Genomic DNA, 19,786 nt, shown 5'->3' on the forward strand with positions numbered 1-19,786 from the left:
ATGAAAACTCTAACCTTAGCGAGGAAAATCAGCACCAACGATTTTCGCATTATTGGTCGCGATAAGTTTTTGCAACTCATGTTTGGTTTTGTTGTCGTAATCGCTGTGTTTTTGCGTTTTGCTGTTCCAGCACTAAATACCAATCTTGCCGCACTGGCATTGATGCCCGGCAGTTTTCACCCAGAACCATTGAGTCATTTTTACCCACTGATCGTTGGGTTCCTCGTCATTTTTCAAGGCGCGCTCTTGTCGGGTGCCATTTATGGCTTTCTGATTTTGGATGAAAAGGAAGATGGCACCCTCACAGCATTGCTGGTCACCCCAGTGCCAACGACCCAATATTTGGGCGTACGCATGTATATCCCCGCCCTATTCGCTGCAATTATTGTGCTGGCGCAATTGTATTTTGCTGGCATTGCCTTGCCTTCACCGCCCACAGCGATAGCATTGGCGATAGGCGCATCACTTTCCGGTCCTATTGCCACGCTGGTTTACGCAAATTTTGCTGAAAACAAATTGCAAGGCTTCGCCATTGCGAAATTCGTCGGCATTGCCGGCTGGGTCATATTGATCGGTTGGTTCGTCGCCGAACCTTACCAATGGCTATTTGGTCTATTTCCGCCATTTTTGATCAGCAAAGCATACTGGATGGCACTAGCAGGCGACCCGAATTGGCTCTGGGTTGAACTCATTGGCGTCGCGGGCCAACTAATCGTCATTTGGGCTTTGGTGCAAAGGTTCCAACGCCAACTTGCGTCCGGCTGAATTCAAAAAATGAGGCCGTCGATGAACCCATTTAGAAAAGAGCGACCGGCAACCAAATTGGATTGCGAATGCACCGCGCGACGGCAAGCCATCGCCTATGGTGATAAACCCTTGATATTGCTGAAAGGATGGTGGGCGTAACTGGGATTGAACCAGTGACCCCTACAATGTCAATGTAGTGCTCTCCCGCTGAGCTATACGCCCATCCGTGCAATCAATATTGCTCGGCTGGTAGACCATAAAATCAACATGCGGGTCAATAGGTTTTTGCGCAAAAAATAGCATTCCGTGCATGGATCAATAAGCGCCCTAGACATCGACGACCCTGCTTTGCATACTTGTCAGCAAGAAATTGTGCAACAGGACCAACAATGCCGCAAAGCCCAACGCAAATTGCCAGGTCGATGATGCAACAGCAGCGCAACAAGCTCGCGTTACCTACGCTTACGGCATCGGTTATTTTATTAAGCCTGTTTGTTGTCGCAATAATCGGCTTCTTGATCGGTATGTTGCCACTGTGGTTTGCCAGCATATTGTCATTTTTCGCCATTCATATGAGCTTTGCAGTCGCCCATGAAGCAACGCACAAGACAATTTCCAATCGCACCAATGCTTGGCTAGATCAAATGTTGGGAACTTTGCACAGCTGGTTGCTGATTTATGACTTTCCAACGTTTAAGTTTCTTCATTTGCGGCATCATGCCAACACCAATGATCCCGAGCACGATCCTGACTATTGGCTGCAAAATGTCTCCATTCCAGGCGGACTTATCCTTGGGCTTTTTGTACCCCTGCACTATTTGCGCATGTTCATTATCGCCGATCAAAAAAATGCCGTTTCAAAGTCATTTGCAATATGGAGTTATGTGCGGGTAACCGCCCTCATTATAGTGTTGGTCGCTTTGTTGTTCTTGTTCCCTGCGCCTACTTTTTTCTTGTGGCTAGCACCAGCGTCAATTGCATCTTCAGCAATCGCTGTATCGCACCGCCTGCTACATACAATCGAACAAACTTCTGACCGCAAAAAGACGACCCTCATCATTCGAGGTGAGCGATTGTGGGAGTGGGTTGTCAGCCCTTTTTTTTGGCTCAACAACCATCATTTTCTGCATCATGAATACCCAAAACTACCATGCTACACACATGAGAACCTGTTTTCGAAAACGCGACAGCAATTAATCGAAGAAGGCGTACAAATACGCACGATTGGCAGCAAACTAAGGACAACCCCAAAATGATGGACCAACCCCTGGCCCATACCAACGTCGCCACAAATTGGCGCGACCTAGCGCAGCCGCTACCCAAAAGCTCCGTCTACCGTTCATCGGCCGCCCGCGCGGAGTTCCAAGCATATTATCAAAAAACGCTTGACCTTCTGACCGGCGATGTAGAAACGAGCACTTATCCAACTTCATTTGGCACAACCCATGTCAGTTGCATGGGGAACCGCCAAGGCAAGCCAATGCTGATCTTGCCCGGCATGTCGATAGCCGGTCCCATGATGCTCGATTTTTTCGCCTATTTGGCCAAAGATCACTGGCTCATCGCGCCCGACCTGATTGGCCAGCCTGGCCGGTCAGCCGACGTACCATTTTCTATAAACAACAATGCATACGGAAAATGGATCATCGAACTGATGGACCAAATGAGCATCCAAAAAACCAATATTGCCGCGGCTAGTTTTGGCGGGTCAATCGGGCTCGAAATGCTAAAACTCGCGCCCGAACGGGTAAATAGACACGCACTGATTGTCTCGGCTGGCGTCACGCCTAAACTGCCCTACCTCAAAATCTACGCAAAACTTCTATTTAGCTGGTTGGCTTATCGCTACTTTCCAAACAAATCGCTCTTGCCAGTGATCGCGCGGCCATTATCGCGTCACCTGACACCAGACAATCTTGACTATCTTGACATCATTATCCGTCAAACAGCATTTTGGCGTCACCGTCCTGCCGGACCGTTCTTTAAAAAAGACATGCCTCAGGACATGGAACCCGTGCTGATTGTATTTGCACGAAACGACATCCTGTTTCCATATGCCCCGACACGTGCGCACGCTGAGCACATTCTAAATATCGGGCATGAGTTTGTTCTGGAAGAAAGTGCCCATATGCCGGGCGACAAAGAAATGGCCCCTATCCACAAAGAGATAGAGGCCTATTTCAAACCGTAACACTTGCCTCAGCTTTAGGCAGCCAGCAAACGCTCAACTTCGTCCACCAAATCCTTCAAATGGAATGGTTTGGACAAAACCGAAGCATTTTTCGGCGCATCGCTATCTGGGTTCAAAGCAACAGCCGCAAATCCCGTGATGAACATCACCTTCAAATCCGGGTCCAGTTCTGTGGCACGACGCGCCAGTTCAATCCCATCCATCTCTGGCATCACAATGTCAGAAAGCAACAAGGTGAACGGCTCTTCGCGCAAGCGCTCATAAGCGGAACGACCATTGTCAAATGCCACCACATCATAGCCAGCATTGCCCAATGCGCGCGTCAAAAACTTGCGCATATCGTTATCATCTTCAGCCAATAGAATTCGACGCATCGAAAAAGCCTCTCCAAAAGCGATCTGTTGATTCGGATTTTGCCTGTGTGCGCCCACAAACTCAAGTCAACATCGTCACTATTTATTTTCAAACATCAATTCATGTTGTTCGGCTGGACTTCACTACGTTTTTTTTGCAAACTATAAACTGGAGAACGACACCGTAATTCGCGGAGAACATGTTGAAATCAGACTATTTTGATCGCCCAGCCTTTGAGACCATTCGGCCACGCATTCAGCGGGCCCCTTTTGTATTCAATTCACCACATTCTGGGCGGGATTATCCCAAGAGATTTGTCGATCAAACGCGGCTTGACCAGTTAAGCATTCGCCAGTCAGAAGATGCTTTTGTTGACGAATTGTTCGGCCGTGCGCCCTATTTTGGCGCACCATTGTTGCGCGCTCATTTTCCGCGCGCCTATTTGGACGTGAACCGCGAACCATATGAGTTGGACCCGGTCATGTTTGATGACCCGCTACCAGACACATTCAACACAGCCTCGCCACGCGTCGCTGCAGGCCTTGGCACCATCGCCAAAATCGTTGCCGAGAAAAAAATGATCTACCGCACAAAATTGTCATTGGCGGATGCTCAAATGCGGATCGAGGGGATTTACAAACCCTATCACACTGCGCTGCAAAACCTGTTAAGCGAAACACTTGCCACTTTCGGCATCGCTATTTTGATCGACTGCCACTCAATGCCCAACCTGGATAAACGCGGCCATGCCAGCGCACCAGACATTGTGCTCGGTGATCGGTTCGGTTCAACCTGCCATCCCATGATTGCAGATCTAACAGACACATTCTTTACAACGGCCGGACTGAAAGTCGCGCGCAACCGACCCTATGCTGGCGGTTTTACCACCAAGACTTACGGAAAACCGGAAAACAATGTGCATGCTTTGCAAATTGAAATCGGACGTCACCTGTATATGAATGAAGTGACATTGGAGAAGAGTACCAGTTTTGCGCGCATGCAACAGCTCTCACACCAACTCATTTCGCTTTTGCTAAGACTTGACTTACGCGAATTCATTGACCTTCCGCGCGCCGCCGAATAAGCCATATCCTAAAAATCTGGAGTTTTCCAAAAAGGGGGCCGCCCGAAGCGGCCCTAGTCAAGGGAGGAAACGTCAGCAGCTCAAAGCATTTTTGGCTGAGCTGCCAATGCATCATGCATATACTGGGGTGAACTGATTTGCCCCCAAATGCAAGTCACCAAGCTCCAACAAAACAAGCAAATCGATAAGCTGTTGCTAAAATGACTCTATCTCAAGCATACATGTATTCTGTAAATACTTCCTGAATCTGCGACAAACGACAACAAAACCAGCAAGTTGATAGACCAAAATGACAAATCAGCCAATAAATTCAGTCCCCGACTTGGATTTCGATTTAATACACAGAATTTTGCTGGAGGCGGCAGACAAAGCGCAAGAAACTACGCTTAAATACTTTCGTAGAACTATCAATGTTGAGAACAAACTTCAAAGCGGGTTCGACCCTGTCACCGTAGCAGACAGGGAAGCTGAACTCGCGATCCGCGCCGTTATCACAGACCATTTCCCCGACCATAGCATATCTGGCGAAGAATGGGACAACAAGGAAATGAACAGTCCGTTCCGATGGATCATTGATCCGATTGATGGCACCCGTGCCTTCATCAGCGGCCTGCCTGTTTGGGGCACTTTAATTGCACTCACCTACAACGGAAGATCAATCGCTGGGCTTATGAGCCAGCCCCATATTGGCGAAAACTTCATCGGGTTGCCGAACAAAGCGTTCTTAACGCGAAATAACAACGAAACGGCACTGCAAACAAGTGCGATCAAGGATTTAAGTCAATCCACAATTTTCACCACCTCCCCGCGCATATTCCTGCTTGAAAAATCATTGGCAGCTTATGATACGCTGGAAAACAATGTGAAGCTCGCCCGTTATGGTTTGGATTGTTATGCATATGCAATGGTGGCGGCCGGCCACGGCGAATTGGTGGTCGAAGAAGGGCTCAAAAGCGTCGACATCGCGGCCATGATCCCAATCATTGAGCAAGCTGGCGGCATTGTAACCACATGGTCGGGCAAACAAGCCACACAAGGCGGGCAAGTTATTGCAGCGGCGAATGAGAAGATACATAGCGCAGCGCTAACGATATTATCCCCTGCCGCAACTGACTAAACACGAACAGACTAAAAGCCTTTGGTTTGCTCTGTGATGAACGCATCAAAGGCCGCAAATGCTTGCGCGCGGATAGCATCGGTTTCCATGAATATTTCATGCCGAGCGTTTGGCAAAACAGCATGGCGGCCGATCCGCATGCTGATCCCTAACTGTTCAATGGCAGATGTGGACACAACACTGTCCGAAGCTGCCGCCAGCATGAGCACGGGCAATCGGACCTGGGAGGGGAATTCGCTGGTATTTGCCCGCATCATGGCCCTGAATGATGCTGCGCCCCAGCCAATTGTGGGCGCTCCGATTTCCAAATCCGGACGATGATCCAAGGTTTTGACCATGCGCATATAACGCCCGTGATCCGAGGTAATCTCGTTGCCAGGAAACGTACTCTGACTTGGGTGTGGAAATTCCCAAGGTTTGATCGGCAAACTGCCTAAACCCAGATATTTGCCAACGCCCAAAATCGTTGCCGCCGTTGGAAGGCTCATGCCGGTGTCGACGGAAACCATTGGCGAACTCAAAAACACACGATCAAACATCAACCGATCCCGCGTTGAGACCAATAGCGAAACCAGCCCACCCATAGAATGCCCCACCAAGAAATAGGGCGGCGGGCAATCTGGCAGAAGAATTTCCGCATGAAAATCAACCAAGTCGGTGACGTAATCATCAAAGTCTTCCACAAATCCCAGTTTTGGGTTTGAGATGAGGCGATCTGAGCCACCCTGCCCGCGCCAATCAAACGTCGCCACTTGAAATCCACGGCTCTGAAAATCGACGATGGTTTCGAAATATTTCTCAATATATTCAGTGCGACCCTGCACCAGACAAATCGTGCCCTTTTTCTTTTGCCCCAGTGCTGGAAAAATTGCATAGCGCAACCGCACTTTGTCTTGGGTCACAAAATAACCCGCACGCGTGCCTTCAGGAACGGGATTTGCCGGAATGTTGGCAAGCTGCGGCCCTTGCACCTGGGCAATTGACGACGATTTTGCAACTAAAGACATAGTGCCCCACAACATGAAATTGAAAGCAAGTTTTCATTATATCTAGTAAGCCACAACGCATAAAAAAACCAGCAATCCAAAAATGAATTGCTGGTTCTTTTGGTGGGATGCCATGCGGGGGGCGGATGATGACATCCCGTTTGGTTGATTTAACGTGGCACGTTTCGAAGTGATCAGACTTTTTGTGCGCCACAATCAAATCAATATCAAACCACAACTGAACCAATTCCGAAGTTGGCATTCACATTCGGTTCATCTGGATATTTTTGCATCTTTCAGCTCTTGAATTCTGAAAATTGAGTACAACATATTCGGTGTTGGTCGCCACTTAAGGGGCCAACTTGAACTGTTGCCGCAAATATGCGGGACCGTTCAACCGTTGAAACCAATGCATGTTGCTCACAGGAGAATATGTTATGCACAACTTAGATCTTTCCCCTTTCTATCGCTCCTCAGTTGGCTTTGATCGTCTATTTTCCCTTTTAGATGATCACGCGCCACAAGAAGCCAATTCATTTCCCTCTTACAATATCGAACGTACAGGCGACGACACCTATCGCATTTCGATGGCCGTCGCAGGCTTTGGCGCAGACGATATTGTTATTGAAACCAAGGAAAATGCGATCAGCGTCAAAGGCGCAAAATCAACCTCACAAACCGAACAAAAACGCGAATTCTTGCATCGTGGCATTGCAGAACGTTCATTTGAACGACGGTTCCAATTGGCCGACCATGTGGAAGTGTTAAGCGCTGATCTAAAAAATGGCCTGCTCCACATTGATCTTGTGCGCGAACTGCCTGAAAGCAAACGCCCACGCAAGATTGCGATTGGATCAACTGACGCAAATGAAACAAAGACTATAGACAGCGATGTAAAGAACTAAATTGCAACTAAGCAGTTTAGTTCAATAGTACCTAGAACTATACAATAACGGGCGCAGTTAGTTCAAATTTACTGCGCTCGTTTCATCATTTACATTGAACCTATTCTGACGCGCTGCGACAAAAAAACTTACCCCGCCATCTTGCCCTAGCTCGAATTTTCTGGCAATCTCCTCTTTAAAATAGGACAGTAATATTGTCCATTATAAGACAACGCGACACCCATCTCTGATTTGTGATAATCAGGGTGTGGTGTTGAACGTGTGTCATTCGCCATTGGTAAGGCGCTAGGGTAGAGCTTGGAAAACCAAGCTCGTAAGTTGAACGGCAACATGTCAAATTGACCGTTCTTTTGAAAATTGTTTGCGCAACGTCGCAACGAGCCGTTCGTGGTATTCCAACGAACGACCCGAGCGTAATGACCTGACCCCAAATCTTGCCCGTCCGGGCCATTGGGCGAAACTTTGAAGGAGGCTTTATGGCCAACAGCATTGAAACATTGATGAGGAGCACGTCAATGACCGCTACTTCTGCTTACAATGGCCGTCCTCCCAAACAGGGTCTTTACGACCCCGCCAATGAACATGACGCGTGCGGTCTTGGCTTTATCGCCAATATTGACAACACAAAAACCCATCAAATTGTGCAAAATGGCCTAGACATTTTGATCAACCTCACCCACCGCGGTGCGGTTGGCGCTGACCCGTTGATGGGTGATGGCGCAGGCATGTTGGTGCAAATCCCGCACGCATTCTTCGCAAAAACTGTGAACTTTGAACTGCCCGCCCAAGGCGAATATGCGGTAGCGATGTTGTTTTATCCAAACAATGTTGACCTCAAAGAGAAATGCGCAAATAAGCTGCTTGAGTGCGCTGCAGCCGAAGGCATTTCAGTACTTGGCACTCGCGTCGTGCCGACGGATAATTCGTGCCTTTCTAAAGGCGTAATTGGCACACAGCCGATAATAGAGCAGGTGTTCTTGGCGCGTCCCGAAGGCATGGATGTCGACACTTTCGAAACAAAGCTGCTAATCGCGCGCAAAGTGATGTCAAACACCATCTATAAGTCGTTCCCTGAGGCCGACAATGATAATGGCTTTTATGTTGTTTCCATGTCGGCGCGCACAATTGTTTATAAGGGCATGTTCCTCGCCAACCAGCTTGGCCCTTTCTATCCAGATCTTGGCGATCAGGATTTCGCGTCGGCCTTGGCACTGGTTCACCAACGCTTTTCAACCAACACGTTCCCATCATGGAAGCTAGCGCACCCTTATCGGTTTGTGGCCCACAATGGCGAAATCAACACCATTCGTGGCAATGTGAACTGGATGGCGGCGCGTCAGGCCTCTGTTTCATCCGACATTTTTGGTGATGATATCACCAAGATTTGGCCGATTTCATATGAAGGTCAATCAGATACCGCTTGCTTTGACAATGCCCTCGAGTTCCTTGTGCGCGGCGGTTACGACTTGCCTCATGCAGCCATGATGATGGTGCCACAGGCCTGGGCTGGCAATCCGTTGATGAACGAAGAGCGTAAGGCGTTCTACGAATATCACGCGGCCATTATGGAGCCATGGGATGGCCCAGCTGCGTTGGCCATGACCGATGGTCGGCGCATCGCGGCAACGCTTGATCGCAACGGCTTACGCCCAGCGCGCTATTGCGTCACCAAATCAGGACAAATCATTTTAGCGTCCGAAGCTGGTGTTCTGGATATCCCCGAAGATCAAATTGTTGAAAAATGGCGCCTTCAGCCAGGCAAAATGCTGCTTGTTGACTTGGAAGCCGGCAAAATCATTTCTGACGACGAAATCAAATCAAAACTCGCCCAGAAAAACCCATACCAAAAATGGCTCGGCCGCACCCAGATCGTGCTTGAAGACGTACCAGCGGTTGATCGTCATCCATTGAAATCTTCTGAAAGCCTTTTGGACCGCCAGCAGGCCTTTGGCTACACAACCGAAGACGTCAAGTTTTTGATGACACCAATGGCCACCACTGGCCAAGAGGCTGTGGGGTCCATGGGAACTGATACGCCAATTTCTGCGCTCAGTGACAAATCAAAACTGCTCTATAGCTATTTCAAACAAAACTTTGCGCAGGTCACCAACCCGCCGATCGATCCGATCCGCGAAGAAAGCGTGATGAGCCTAATATCATTTATCGGCCCACGTCCGAACTTGTTTGACCTTGAGGGCCTGTCTACACAAAAACGCCTCGAAGTCCGTCAACCAATTCTGACCAACGAAGATGTGGAAAAAATCCGCACAATTGGCAATATTGGTGACAACCAATTCCTCACCGAAACCATCGACATCACCTATGCCGCCGAAAAAGGCGCAAATTGGATGGAAGTGGCTTTGGAAGCGATTTGCGACCGGGCCGAAAGTGCGGTGCTTCTGGGCCTCAATATTATCGTCCTTTCCGATCGCTTGCTCTCCAACGAGCGCGTTGCAATCCCGGCCCTATTGGCAACCGCCGCCGTGCACCACCACTTGATCCGCAAGGGCTTGCGCACATCATGTGGGTTGGTGGTCGAAACTGGTGAAGCACGCGAAGTGCACCATTTTGCAGTGCTTGCAGGGTATGGCGCTGAAGCAATTAACCCCTATCTCGCCTTTGAAACCATCGCCGCATTGCAGGCCGAAGGTCAGTTCCCACCAGAAGTGGACGAACTTGAATGTGTTGAGCGCTACATCAAATCAATTGGCAAAGGGCTGTTGAAAGTAATGTCCAAAATGGGCATTTCAACTTTCCAATCCTATTGCGGCGCGCAAATATTTGACGCCGTGGGCCTATCCACCCAATTCGTCGAAAAGTTTTTCTTTGGCACAGGCACTTCAATTGAGGGCGTGGGCCTAAATGAAGTGGCCCGCGAAACCGTCGACCGCCACGACATGGCGTTTGGCGACGACGCAACATTGGCGAACTCACTCGACGTTGGCGGCGAATACCAATATCGCGTGCGGGGCGAAGCCCATGCATGGTCGCCAAATGCGATTGCCGATCTGCAACACGCCGTGCGCACAGCCGAACAATCACCGGCCTCCGCTCAAGAAAAATATGATGCATTCGCGAAAGCCATAAATGATGCGTCCGAACAATTGCTCAACATTCGCTCATTGTTTGAAGTGAAACCGTTGGGCGAACCAATTGATATTTCTAAAGTTGAACCAGCAACTGAAATCATCAAACGCTTTGCGACGGGCGCTATGTCTTTCGGCTCGATTAGCCGCGAAGCGCACACCACGTTGGCTGTTGCCATGAACCAAATTGGCGGCAAATCGAACACGGGCGAAGGTGGCGAACAGCCGGACCGCTATAACCCGATGCCAGATGGAACGCCCAACCCAGAGCGCTCAGCAATCAAGCAAGTTGCCTCTGGCCGTTTCGGCGTGACCACAGACTATCTGGTCAACGCTGATATGATCCAGATTAAAGTCGCGCAAGGTGCAAAACCGGGTGAAGGCGGGCAATTGCCGGGCCATAAGGTGGATGCAGTGATCGCACAAACACGGCATTCCACGCCCGGTGTTGGTTTGATTTCACCGCCACCGCACCACGACATTTATTCAATCGAAGATTTGGCGCAGCTGATCTACGATTTGAAAAACGTCAATGAAAAAGCCGACATTTCCGTTAAACTTGTGTCCGAACTTGGTGTTGGCACAGTGGCAGCAGGTGTGGCCAAAGCCCACGCTGACCACATTACAATTTCAGGGTTTGATGGCGGCACGGGCGCTTCGCCGCTGACGTCGCTAAAGCACGCTGGTTCCCCCTGGGAAATCGGTTTGGCCGAAACACACCAGACCCTTGTATTGAACCGCCTGCGTTCGCGCGTCGTGCTGCAAGTTGATGGGGGCTTCAAGACGGGCAGAGATGTTTTGGTTGGTGCGCTGCTTGGCGCAGACGAGTTTGGCTTTGCCACAGCACCGCTGATCGCTGCAGGTTGCTTAATGATGCGCAAATGCCACCTCAACACTTGTCCGGTGGGTATTGCGACCCAAGACCCTGTGCTGCGCAAACGCTTTAAGGGCACACCCGAGCACGTGATCAACTACTTCTTCTACGTGGCCGAAGAGTTGCGCCAGATAATGGCTGAAATGGGCGCACGCACAATCAATGAACTTGTGGGCCGCTCAGACCTGTTGGGCCAAAAACGCACAAACAACCACTGGAAAGCGCAAGGCATCGACGTGACCAAATTGTTCCACAAGCCCGAGCTTGTGGGAGACGACACTTATTATCACTCTCAGTTCCAAGATCATGAATTAACGCAAGTGCTTGACCGCACAATGATCGAAAAAGCAAAACCAGCTTTGGACAATGGCGAAGCGGTGAAGTTTGATATCAACATTCGCTCCAAAAACCGCTCAGCAGGCGCAATGCTCTCGGGGGCAGTGGCCACTAAATACGGTCTGGAAGGGTTGCCCGAAGACACAATTGCTGTGAACCTTAAAGGCATTGCGGGCCAGGCCTTTGGCGCGTTTTTGATGAATGGCATCAGCTTTGATCTAGTCGGCGAAGCAAACGACTATGTGGGCAAGGGGCTGTCCGGTGGCCGCATCGTGGTTCGTCCGCCTGAAAACACAAACATTGTGCCTGAAAATGCAATCATCGTGGGCAACACAGTGCTTTATGGCGCTGTCTCCGGCGAATGCTATTTCCGTGGCGTTGCCGGTGAACGTTTTGCAGTGCGCAATTCAGGCGCTGTTGCTGTTGTTGAAGGCACAGGCGACCATGGTTGCGAATATATGACCGGCGGCATTGTTGTGGTGATCGGTGAAACCGGCCGTAACTTTGCAGCAGGCATGTCCGGCGGCGTGGCCTATGTTTTGGATCAAGACCAAACGTTCCGCTCTCGCTGTAACTTGGCCATGGTGGATATTGAACCCGTGCTCGAAGAAGAAGAATTGATGCGCGAGCACCATCACCACGGCGGCGACATCGAATGGCACGGACGCGTGGACATATCCGGTGATATGACCAAGCACGATGACGAGCGTTTGTATCAGCTGATCTCAAACCATCTGCATTATACCGGGTCAACCCGCGCCAAGGACATTCTTGACGATTGGGAAACCTACCGGGGCAAGTTTGTAAAAGTTATGCCGGTTGAATATCGCCGCGCCATCCTTGAGATGGAACAGCAAAAAAGCCAGCAATCTTTGGCTAAAGCGTAAAGGGAAAGCAAGATGGGTAAGCATACAGGTTTTCTCGAAATCGACCGTCAAGAAGCGCGTTACGAACCCGCTTCAGACCGCATTCGCCATCACAATGAATTTTCAGTGCCCCTGACAGAGGGCGAAATCGTTCGTCAGGCGTCGCGTTGTATGGATTGTGGTATTCCCTATTGCCATGGCGACACAGGTTGCCCGGTCAACAACCAAATCCCTGACTGGAACGATCTGGTTTATCAAAGGGACTGGGAGCGCGCGGCGCAAAACCTTCATTCAACCAACAACTTTCCTGAATTTACAGGTCGCATCTGCCCGGCGCCATGTGAGGAAGCATGCACGCTGAACTTGGAAGACCAGCCCGTCTCCATCAAAACAGTTGAGCAAACAATTGCCGACCGTGCGATCAAAAACGGCTGGATCAAGCCGCAACCAGCGAAAACGAAAACCGGTAAAAAAATTGCCATCGTCGGCTCTGGCCCAGCTGGCCTAGCCGCAGCACAACAACTCGCGCGTGCCGGTCACGATGTGCATTTGTTTGAACGAGAAGCCAAAGCTGGCGGCCTTTTGCGTTATGGCATTCCTGATTTCAAAATGGAAAAAAGCCATATTGATTTCCGCGTTGAACAAATGGAAGCCGAGGGCGTTAACTTCCACTACAATGAAAATATCGGCGTTACGCGCACTGTAGAAAATCTAAAAAATAACCACGATGCGGTTCTTCTGTGCGGCGGGTCAGAACATCCGCGTGATCCGGGCTGCGAAGGCGAAGATCTAATCGGCGTTCATTATGCGATGCCCTATTTGGTGCAACAAAACAAACGCAATGGTGGCGAAAATATCGATGATGTCGATCCAATATTGGCAACTGGCAAAAAGGTTGTGGTGATTGGCGGCGGCGACACCGCATCTGACTGCGTTGGCACCGCGTTTCGTCAAGGCGCGGTTTCAGTAACCCAGCTCGACATTCGCCCCCAACCTCCCGAAAAAGAAGACAAGCTGACCTCGTGGCCAAACTGGGCCATTAAAATGCGCACGTCGTCTTCGCAAGCTGAAGGTGCGAACCGCGAATTCCAATCGGCAACAATGGAAATCATCAGCGACAAAATGGGCCATGTCAACGGCGTAAAATGTTCGCGCGTTGACCAAACCCGCAAGCCTGTTGCGGATGGTGAGTTCATTCTTAAAGCTGATCTGGTTTTAATGGCGATTGGTTTTGCTCACCCGATTTTCGAAGGCATGCTCGCTGAATTGGGCGCTGATCTTGATCCGCGCAAAAATCTTTTCGCAGACACCATGTCATATAAAACCAGCGTCGACGGTGTTTACGCCGCCGGGGACATGCGACGCGGGCAATCATTGGTTGTTTGGGCAATCCGTGAGGGCCGTCAGGCAGCTCGTTCAATCGATTTTGATCTCATGGGAAAATCAAGTCTACCGCGCTGAACCCACAATCAGCACAACTGACTTGGCAAAAGCCGGCACCAATGTAACCCCATTGCTGTCGGCTTTATCTATTCTGCTGTCGTTTCAGCATCCGGCGCAAGGCCAACCCCAAACGCATCCGCACGACCCTGCGGCACAATAAATAACTGTTCAAGCGGCAGCATTTGTTTGTCTTGCTTAATCGCCAAGACCAACTCCCCCGTCACGCTTGGAGTGCCTCCAATTTCGCGCACAGCGCCAGCCAATTCCAGCTTTCGAATTTGTGCGATACCTTGAAATGGCGGGCGCAACAGCTTGGCCGCATCTGTACCATCTAACGGGTCAACAACGGCGACACTAATTTCACCGCCGCGATAATATTGCTTGATTACCTTATCGATAAAGAACGATGCTTTGTCGCTGCCCGCTGCGGATAAGTGAATACCGTCACTCTTGCGCATCACAACTTTCTGCCCATTCAAGTCCGGTCCATAATCGCTGTAATTGCCGTCTTCATCCACAAAGCGCTCATAAATATCGACATACTCAGCGCCATTGGCAAATGCCGCTAACCGATGCAAAGAAGATATTTGGCTCATCGCTTTGGAATAGGATGCTTTGCTCATCGGTGGCAGACCCATCCATATGACGGGTTTTTGAGCTTCGGAAAGTTTACGCAAAAACAAATTCAACCGGCGTTCATATTCTGTGCGCCAACCATCCGTTAGCGGTTTATATCGTCCGTCAGATGCGCGAATGTCTTGACGGTCATTGATGCCAACAGCCACCACCACCAGATCAAAAGGTTCGCTCACCAAATATTCATCAATCGCGGCGTTCCAATCAAAATAGTCATCACGCACAAATCCAGATGAACCCACCCCCTTGCTCACAAATGTCAGCTGCGTCTCCTTGGCATAAAACCGATCGAGCGCTTTAACCAAATCAATTGCCAAACTATCACCAACAACCAAAACCACTTTCGCATCTGGTTCCTTTTCAATCATCTTGATCGTCGGAATGGTGGTTATGCTTGGCGAGCTTTTGCGTTTTGTTGGCGTTGTTTTGACCGGCGCCTTGCTAGCTGCGGGTTTGTTGCGGCCGAACAGAATGTCGAATAGTGAGCGTTTTTTTGGCTCTTCAACTTGCGCCACCTCAATGCGATTTTGCGCAATAGCTGCGCTGCCCAAAATGGGCAACAGCAAGGGCGTCACAATCAGCCCAAACAGCAATAAAGTCCGCAACAAGGAACGCATCGAAAATCTTCGCATATCAGTTGGATTTCAAAATCATATTATAGACATCAAAAGTTGCAAAGCCATCTGCTAAATGTCCATTCGCATTTTGCCATTGCCGCAACGCCGCCTGGCTAATCGGGCCAAATCGTCCATCGATTTTGTCTCGATAAAAACCAAGCTTGGTGAGCTTGCGCTGCAAATCAATACGTTGTTGACGGTTCAAGAATTTTACGTCGCGTGGCCAGTCGGCAACAAATGAACCCGCGCCCTTTAACCGATCTGTAAGATGCGCAACTGCCAATGCATATGAATCAGCGAAATTATAGCCTTTTAGTGCCAAATAATTCTTGGTCATCAAGAATTTTGGACCATATGCACCCGCTGGCACATACAGGAACACTTGCTCATTCTCATCCATGAATTTGCGGTTTTTCACCCGTGTTACACCACGGCGCTCAAAGAACGAAACAGGCTGAAACTTTGTTCTGCCCGCCAGCATATAGTCGAAGTCGCCCGGCAAATTCACCTCATATCCCCAATCGCGTCCGGCCTGATAACCCAAGCCCAAAAGCCATTTTGCGCTCGAGGCTAGTGCATCACCAAGTGAGCCATGCGGATCACGACGGCCATCCCCATCAAAATCTGTTCCATGAGTCAAAAAAGCACTTGGCATAATTTGCAAATGTCCAAGTGCACCAGCCCACGAGCCCTTCAACCCACCCAGCGGCGCTTCACCTTGAGCATAAATCCGTAAAGCTGCAATCAGTTCGGCTTCGTCAAGTTTCACACGACCGCGCCGCTGATGGACAAGACTAAACAATGATCGCAACACCGGCTTGAAATATCGATCATTATTCATAACCGCGCCATAATCAGTTTCCACGCCCCAAATCGCGGCCAACATATAAGGATCAACCCCATAAGCGCTGCCTATGTTCTGGAATAGTGCTTCGTTTCGCTTAAATGCCGCGCGCCCGCGATTTATTCGGTCACTTGTAATCCGTTGGTCCAGATAGGCCCAGATTGGTCGCTCAAATTCGGGTTGACTGCCCTCGGCAACTTTTATCGATGGATCAGGCTGCAAATCCTTTGTTGCGACCTTATAGACCGACTTTGGAATACCAGCAGCAATCGCCTTTTGCTCAAAACGGATCAAAAAATCAGAAAAGCTTTGCTGGGGTGCACCAAGAGCAGGTCCCATGAACACAAAACTTAAAACAAACACAAATCTGATCGTTTGAAACATTTTACCTCCCGAAGGTTGGGAAGAAATCTAGCATTTGAATTAGCCCAATTCAGGGCGGTCATTGCGGGTCAGGAGATATTTCTCCCAATCAAAAGCATGCTCAACGATGCCACGCAGATTGTCATGCTTTGGCTCCCAACCAAGCACCGCGCGCGCGCGATCCGCTTGCGCAACAATCGCAGCTGGATCTCCGGCGCGGCGACCAGCTTCCTCAGCAACAAAATCTATACCCGTCACTTTCTTGACCGTATTCACCACCTCGCGGACGCTATAACCTTTGCCATAACCACAATTCATTGTGGTACTGTCCCCACCGTCCCGCAAATAGTTAAGCAACAAGGCGTGCGCCTCCGCTAAATCAGTCACGTGAATATAGTCACGAAGGCAAGTGCCGTCTGGCGTGTCATAGTCTGTGCCAAATATCTTCATTTTGTCCCGTTGACCCAGCGCTGTTTGGCACGCCACCTTGATCAAGTGTGTCGCAAGCGGCGTCGACTGTCCCGCACGGCCCTGAGGATCAGCACCCGCAACGTTAAAATATCGCAAAACGCCATACTTGATGTCGTGGGCAAACGCCACATCTTGCAACATCATTTCGCTCATCAGTTTAGAACGACCGTAAGGTGATTCCGGGCTCAATGGATTATCTTCACCAACCGGCTCAGAACCGGCCATACCATATACGGCGGCAGTTGACGAAAAGATGAAGTTCTTAACACCCGCATTCACCGCCGCCTCAATCAGATTGCGCGTGGTTGCGGTGTTATTTTGATAATATTTGAGAGGATTTTCAACCGATTCGGGGACCACAATTGACCCGGCAAAATGTAAAATCGACTTGATGCCGCGCTCTTGCAGCAACGCAGTCACATTTTCAACATCGCCAGCATTACCTTCGACAAAATCAACCCGATCGTCAATCGCCCACTGAAAGCCTGTCGACAGGTTATCCAAGACGGTAACTTTTTCACCTGCATCAGCTAGCCGCAAAACCGTGTGCCCACCAATATAGCCTGCGCCGCCTGTAACCAATATGCTCATTGCACGTCCTCAACCATTGTTAACCGCTTTTGGTCTATCACTTGAAGGGTTGCGATTGCATTACACAATGACTAGTTGTGTATCAAATTCTGCAAAAGGAAAGCCCAATGAGCAAAAAAGTTCGCACAGCCGTTTTTCCCGTTGCCGGCCTTGGCACCCGTTTTTTGCCCGCAACAAAAGCCATGCCCAAGGAAATGCTGCCAGTGGTCGACAAACCACTTATTCAATATGCGGTAGACGAGGCACGAGAAGCTGGCATTGAGCATTTTGTATTTGTGACCGGCCGCAACAAAGGCGTAATCGAAGATCATTTTGATCGTCAAGTTGAGCTCGAGATTACCCTACATCAGCGCCAAAAATACGATATGCTGGAAATGTTGAGCGAGGGATTGCCAAAACCTGGGCAAACCAGCTTCACCCGCCAGCAAGAGCCATTGGGTCTTGGCCATGCGGTATGGTGCGCGCGTGACATTGTTGGCAACGAACCTTTTGCCCTTTTGTTGCCCGACATGTTGATGCGCTCAAAGCCGGGCGTTTTGAGCCAAATGATGGAAAGCTACAATGAACGTGGCGGCAACGTAATCGCTGTTGAAGAGGTAGAACCCGCAGATGTGAGCTCCTACGGTGTTGTTGGACGCGGCGAAGGACCAGATAAAGGTTTTGCCATTTCTGAAATGGTTGAAAAACCAAACACTGAGCAAGCACCATCGAACCTGATTATTTCAGGGCGTTATATTTTACAGCCTGAAATTTTTGGCCTATTGAGCAAGCAATCAAAGGGTGCAGGTGGCGAAATCCAGATTACAGATGCCATGGTAACCTTGATGAATGAGCAAAACTTCACGGGTGTAAAATATAAAGGACACAGCTTTGATTGTGGATCCAAAGTGGGATTTTTAACAGCAAATGTAGTGTTTGCCATGGACCGCGAAGACATTGCTGACGATTTCAAAAACGAGCTACGCGCGGTCTCTGCTGAGTTGCTTGATAACTTCTCTATTGGCGATTAAAGCGCAGCCCGGCCTCAATTTTGTGCGTGCGGCTAACCGTTGTTGGTTCTTGTCGCAACGCAAAACTGTAATTTGCAAATGCTGATAATTGTTTGTTGGCTTGGTAGGTCAAACCAAACCCGGCGCCGCTGGTCCTAATCTGATCAGCACTTGATTGATAGCGCTGACGCTCCAACTCACCGAACACTGAAAACTGCACGCGTGAATTGACCTGTTGATTGAACGCGACACGTCCCACATTCACGATCTGCATGGCTTCGCCCGCAACACTTGTCGGGCTAACGCTGGTGTTTACACTCAGATTTACACTCGCGGTTTGCGTCGCTTGCCATTCCAAATTTGCATTGTAGGTAAATGTCTGCACGGCTGCCAAGCTGGCGTCGTCAAACGTTTGCCGAAGTTGGCCAACAGAAATGTCCCCGCGCAATCTCTCGTCGAAATCAGCTGTGGCACCAATTTGCGCCTCATATGACCAATTGTTGCGCGAAGCGCCGAGAATTGCAGAGCCAGTATCATATCGAGAGCGGCTCAGCTGAACGTCAACAAAAGCACTGACAATTGGCGTCAACTCACGGCTCAGCCGCGCACCTAGCCCATAATTCCATGCGTTTTGGTCCGCGTTCGACTGATAGGTGTCGTCATTCAACAATGAAGCCGCGCTCTGCGAACGCCCAACAGCCCCGCGCAATTGCACCGCTGTTTTGCTAAACTGTTGTGTATACCCACCAGTGATCCCGAATTGTTGCTGATGGCCACCGACTTTCACATCGTCTGGCAAATCTGGATCGGTCGTACGCGGCTGGGAGACGCCATAGTTCAAACCAAAATCAAGCTGCGCATTCTGGTTGAGCCTCAAACCCAAATTGCTTTCCAACACGAGTGAGCGAGCGGCGAATTGATCTGCGCCGATTTTGTCCACAGATGCATTGCCGCTTAACCCCACCAACAAATCATCCTCTTGCCGCTGCAAACTAAATTCTGGGTCAATGGACAACAAATATGAGCTCGCGCCGTCTACATTTTCAAAGCCGCCGCGCAGACTAATCGCACTTTCAGCATCCCAACCCCCAAAGATTTCTTGAGCGTATGTGGCCGACGAATACAAAAACCCGGCACACAATGCACTCATCACATATGTACGCCGCAAAATGGCTTTTGAAATTATAGGCACGATTTTTCACCGCTCTTTGTTGGAAAATCTTGTGTATCATCCTGATCGATTATGGTTAATGAAGTCATAATTTTTGCGACCTGTGTTTTATGAA

15 protein-coding genes and 1 tRNA gene are annotated in these 19,786 nt (G+C 49.6%); 9 read left to right on the forward strand and 7 right to left on the reverse strand.

Annotated elements, in window-relative coordinates; all coding sequences use genetic code 11:
* The gene (locus ACJAZW_RS01320; RefSeq protein WP_415155048.1) at positions 1-765 is read left to right on the forward strand and encodes a hypothetical protein; all 765 of its coding nucleotides are present in this window, start codon (positions 1-3) and stop codon (positions 763-765) included.
* Between the two features lie 129 nt (positions 766-894).
* Here ACJAZW_RS01320 and ACJAZW_RS01325 read toward each other — a convergent pair.
* A tRNA-Val gene (locus ACJAZW_RS01325) sits at positions 895-969 on the reverse strand.
* Positions 970-1,136: 167 nt separating this feature from the next.
* Between ACJAZW_RS01325 and ACJAZW_RS01330 the strand changes: the two genes are divergently transcribed.
* Both ACJAZW_RS01330 and ACJAZW_RS01335 read left to right on the forward strand, forming a co-directional pair.
* Complete coding sequence (locus tag ACJAZW_RS01330) at positions 1,137-2,003, forward strand: fatty acid desaturase family protein (protein WP_415155049.1); 867 nt, start codon at positions 1,137-1,139, stop codon at positions 2,001-2,003.
* Positions 2,000-2,938 (forward strand): alpha/beta fold hydrolase, encoded by a 939-nt coding sequence (locus tag ACJAZW_RS01335; protein WP_415155050.1) that lies wholly within the window; start codon positions 2,000-2,002, stop codon positions 2,936-2,938. Before ACJAZW_RS01330 ends, ACJAZW_RS01335 begins: the two co-directional genes overlap by 4 nt.
* Positions 2,939-2,952: 14 nt before the next feature.
* Here the strand turns inward: ACJAZW_RS01335 and cpdR are convergent, their stop codons facing one another.
* Positions 2,953-3,312: a cell cycle two-component system response regulator CpdR gene (gene cpdR / locus ACJAZW_RS01340; RefSeq protein ID WP_415155051.1), complete on the reverse strand. Its 360-nt coding sequence runs from the start codon at positions 3,310-3,312 to the stop codon at positions 2,953-2,955.
* A 179-nt stretch (positions 3,313-3,491) separates the two neighbouring features.
* Here cpdR and ACJAZW_RS01345 point away from each other — a divergent pair, with 179 nt between their 5' ends.
* A complete protein-coding gene (locus ACJAZW_RS01345) occupies positions 3,492-4,376 on the forward strand; it encodes an N-formylglutamate amidohydrolase (protein ID WP_415155052.1) in 885 nt (294 codons plus the stop codon).
* Between the two features lie 289 nt (positions 4,377-4,665).
* Positions 4,666-5,493: a histidinol-phosphatase gene (gene hisN / locus ACJAZW_RS01350; protein WP_415155053.1), complete on the forward strand. Its 828-nt coding sequence runs from the start codon at positions 4,666-4,668 to the stop codon at positions 5,491-5,493.
* 11 nt (positions 5,494-5,504) lie between these two features.
* Here hisN and ACJAZW_RS01355 read toward each other — a convergent pair whose 3' ends face one another.
* Entirely contained in the window at positions 5,505-6,500 is a 996-nt protein-coding gene (locus ACJAZW_RS01355) for an alpha/beta fold hydrolase (protein WP_415155054.1), read from the reverse strand.
* Between the two features lie 416 nt (positions 6,501-6,916).
* On the opposite strand from ACJAZW_RS01355, the gene ACJAZW_RS01360 reads away from it, so the two are divergent.
* From ACJAZW_RS01360 to ACJAZW_RS01370, 3 genes are all read left to right on the forward strand, one after another.
* Positions 6,917-7,384 carry an Hsp20 family protein gene (locus tag ACJAZW_RS01360; protein WP_415155055.1) on the forward strand — a complete coding sequence of 156 codons (468 nt, stop codon included), beginning with the start codon at positions 6,917-6,919 and terminating at the stop codon, positions 7,382-7,384.
* A gap of 476 nt (positions 7,385-7,860) precedes the next feature.
* Complete coding sequence (gene gltB, locus ACJAZW_RS01365; protein WP_415155056.1) at positions 7,861-12,567, forward strand: glutamate synthase large subunit; 4,707 nt, start codon at positions 7,861-7,863, stop codon at positions 12,565-12,567.
* Between the two features lie 12 nt (positions 12,568-12,579).
* Positions 12,580-14,007 (forward strand): glutamate synthase subunit beta, encoded by a 1,428-nt coding sequence (locus ACJAZW_RS01370; RefSeq protein WP_415155057.1) that lies wholly within the window; start codon positions 12,580-12,582, stop codon positions 14,005-14,007.
* A 68-nt stretch (positions 14,008-14,075) separates the two neighbouring features.
* Here ACJAZW_RS01370 and ACJAZW_RS01375 read toward each other — a convergent pair whose 3' ends face one another.
* Genes ACJAZW_RS01375 through galE form a run of 3 tightly spaced genes read right to left on the reverse strand, consistent with a single transcriptional unit; the run spans position 14,076 to position 17,511 of the window.
* On the reverse strand, positions 14,076-15,257 hold the full coding sequence (locus tag ACJAZW_RS01375) for a DUF459 domain-containing protein (protein WP_415155058.1): 1,182 nt from the start codon (positions 15,255-15,257) through the stop codon (positions 14,076-14,078).
* A 1-nt stretch (position 15,258) separates the two neighbouring features.
* Positions 15,259-16,470 (reverse strand): lytic murein transglycosylase, encoded by a 1,212-nt coding sequence (locus tag ACJAZW_RS01380; protein WP_415155059.1) that lies wholly within the window; start codon positions 16,468-16,470, stop codon positions 15,259-15,261.
* A gap of 39 nt (positions 16,471-16,509) precedes the next feature.
* Entirely contained in the window at positions 16,510-17,511 is a 1,002-nt protein-coding gene (gene galE, locus ACJAZW_RS01385; RefSeq protein WP_415155060.1) for a UDP-glucose 4-epimerase GalE, read from the reverse strand.
* A 107-nt stretch (positions 17,512-17,618) separates the two neighbouring features.
* Here galE and galU point away from each other — a divergent pair, with 107 nt between their 5' ends.
* Positions 17,619-18,521 (forward strand): UTP--glucose-1-phosphate uridylyltransferase GalU, encoded by a 903-nt coding sequence (gene galU / locus ACJAZW_RS01390; protein ID WP_415155061.1) that lies wholly within the window; start codon positions 17,619-17,621, stop codon positions 18,519-18,521.
* Here the strand turns inward: galU and ACJAZW_RS01395 are convergent.
* A complete protein-coding gene (locus ACJAZW_RS01395; protein ID WP_415155062.1) occupies positions 18,508-19,692 on the reverse strand; it encodes an outer membrane beta-barrel protein in 1,185 nt (394 codons plus the stop codon). The two genes, galU and ACJAZW_RS01395, sit on opposite strands and share 14 nt — an antisense overlap.
* Between the last annotated feature and the right edge of the window lie 94 nt (positions 19,693-19,786).

Source organism: Maritalea sp., assembly GCF_047634455.1.
In the GTDB taxonomy this organism is placed as follows: domain Bacteria; phylum Pseudomonadota; class Alphaproteobacteria; order Rhizobiales; family Devosiaceae; genus Maritalea.

Coding starts and splice junctions, on each gene's coding strand:
- ACJAZW_RS01320 (WP_415155048.1), top strand. CDS start 1: ATGAAAACTCTAACCTTAGCGAGGAAAATCAGCACCAACGATTTTCGC.
- ACJAZW_RS01330 (WP_415155049.1), top strand. CDS start 1,137: ATGCCGCAAAGCCCAACGCAAATTGCCAGGTCGATGATGCAACAGCAG.
- ACJAZW_RS01335 (WP_415155050.1), top strand. CDS start 2,000: ATGATGGACCAACCCCTGGCCCATACCAACGTCGCCACAAATTGGCGC.
- cpdR (WP_415155051.1), bottom strand. CDS start 3,312: ATGCGTCGAATTCTATTGGCTGAAGATGATAACGATATGCGCAAGTTT.
- ACJAZW_RS01345 (WP_415155052.1), top strand. CDS start 3,492: ATGTTGAAATCAGACTATTTTGATCGCCCAGCCTTTGAGACCATTCGG.
- hisN (WP_415155053.1), top strand. CDS start 4,666: ATGACAAATCAGCCAATAAATTCAGTCCCCGACTTGGATTTCGATTTA.
- ACJAZW_RS01355 (WP_415155054.1), bottom strand. CDS start 6,500: ATGTCTTTAGTTGCAAAATCGTCGTCAATTGCCCAGGTGCAAGGGCCG.
- ACJAZW_RS01360 (WP_415155055.1), top strand. CDS start 6,917: ATGCACAACTTAGATCTTTCCCCTTTCTATCGCTCCTCAGTTGGCTTT.
- gltB (WP_415155056.1), top strand. CDS start 7,861: ATGGCCAACAGCATTGAAACATTGATGAGGAGCACGTCAATGACCGCT.
- ACJAZW_RS01370 (WP_415155057.1), top strand. CDS start 12,580: ATGGGTAAGCATACAGGTTTTCTCGAAATCGACCGTCAAGAAGCGCGT.
- ACJAZW_RS01375 (WP_415155058.1), bottom strand. CDS start 15,257: ATGCGAAGATTTTCGATGCGTTCCTTGTTGCGGACTTTATTGCTGTTT.
- ACJAZW_RS01380 (WP_415155059.1), bottom strand. CDS start 16,470: ATGTTTCAAACGATCAGATTTGTGTTTGTTTTAAGTTTTGTGTTCATG.
- galE (WP_415155060.1), bottom strand. CDS start 17,511: ATGAGCATATTGGTTACAGGCGGCGCAGGCTATATTGGTGGGCACACG.
- galU (WP_415155061.1), top strand. CDS start 17,619: ATGAGCAAAAAAGTTCGCACAGCCGTTTTTCCCGTTGCCGGCCTTGGC.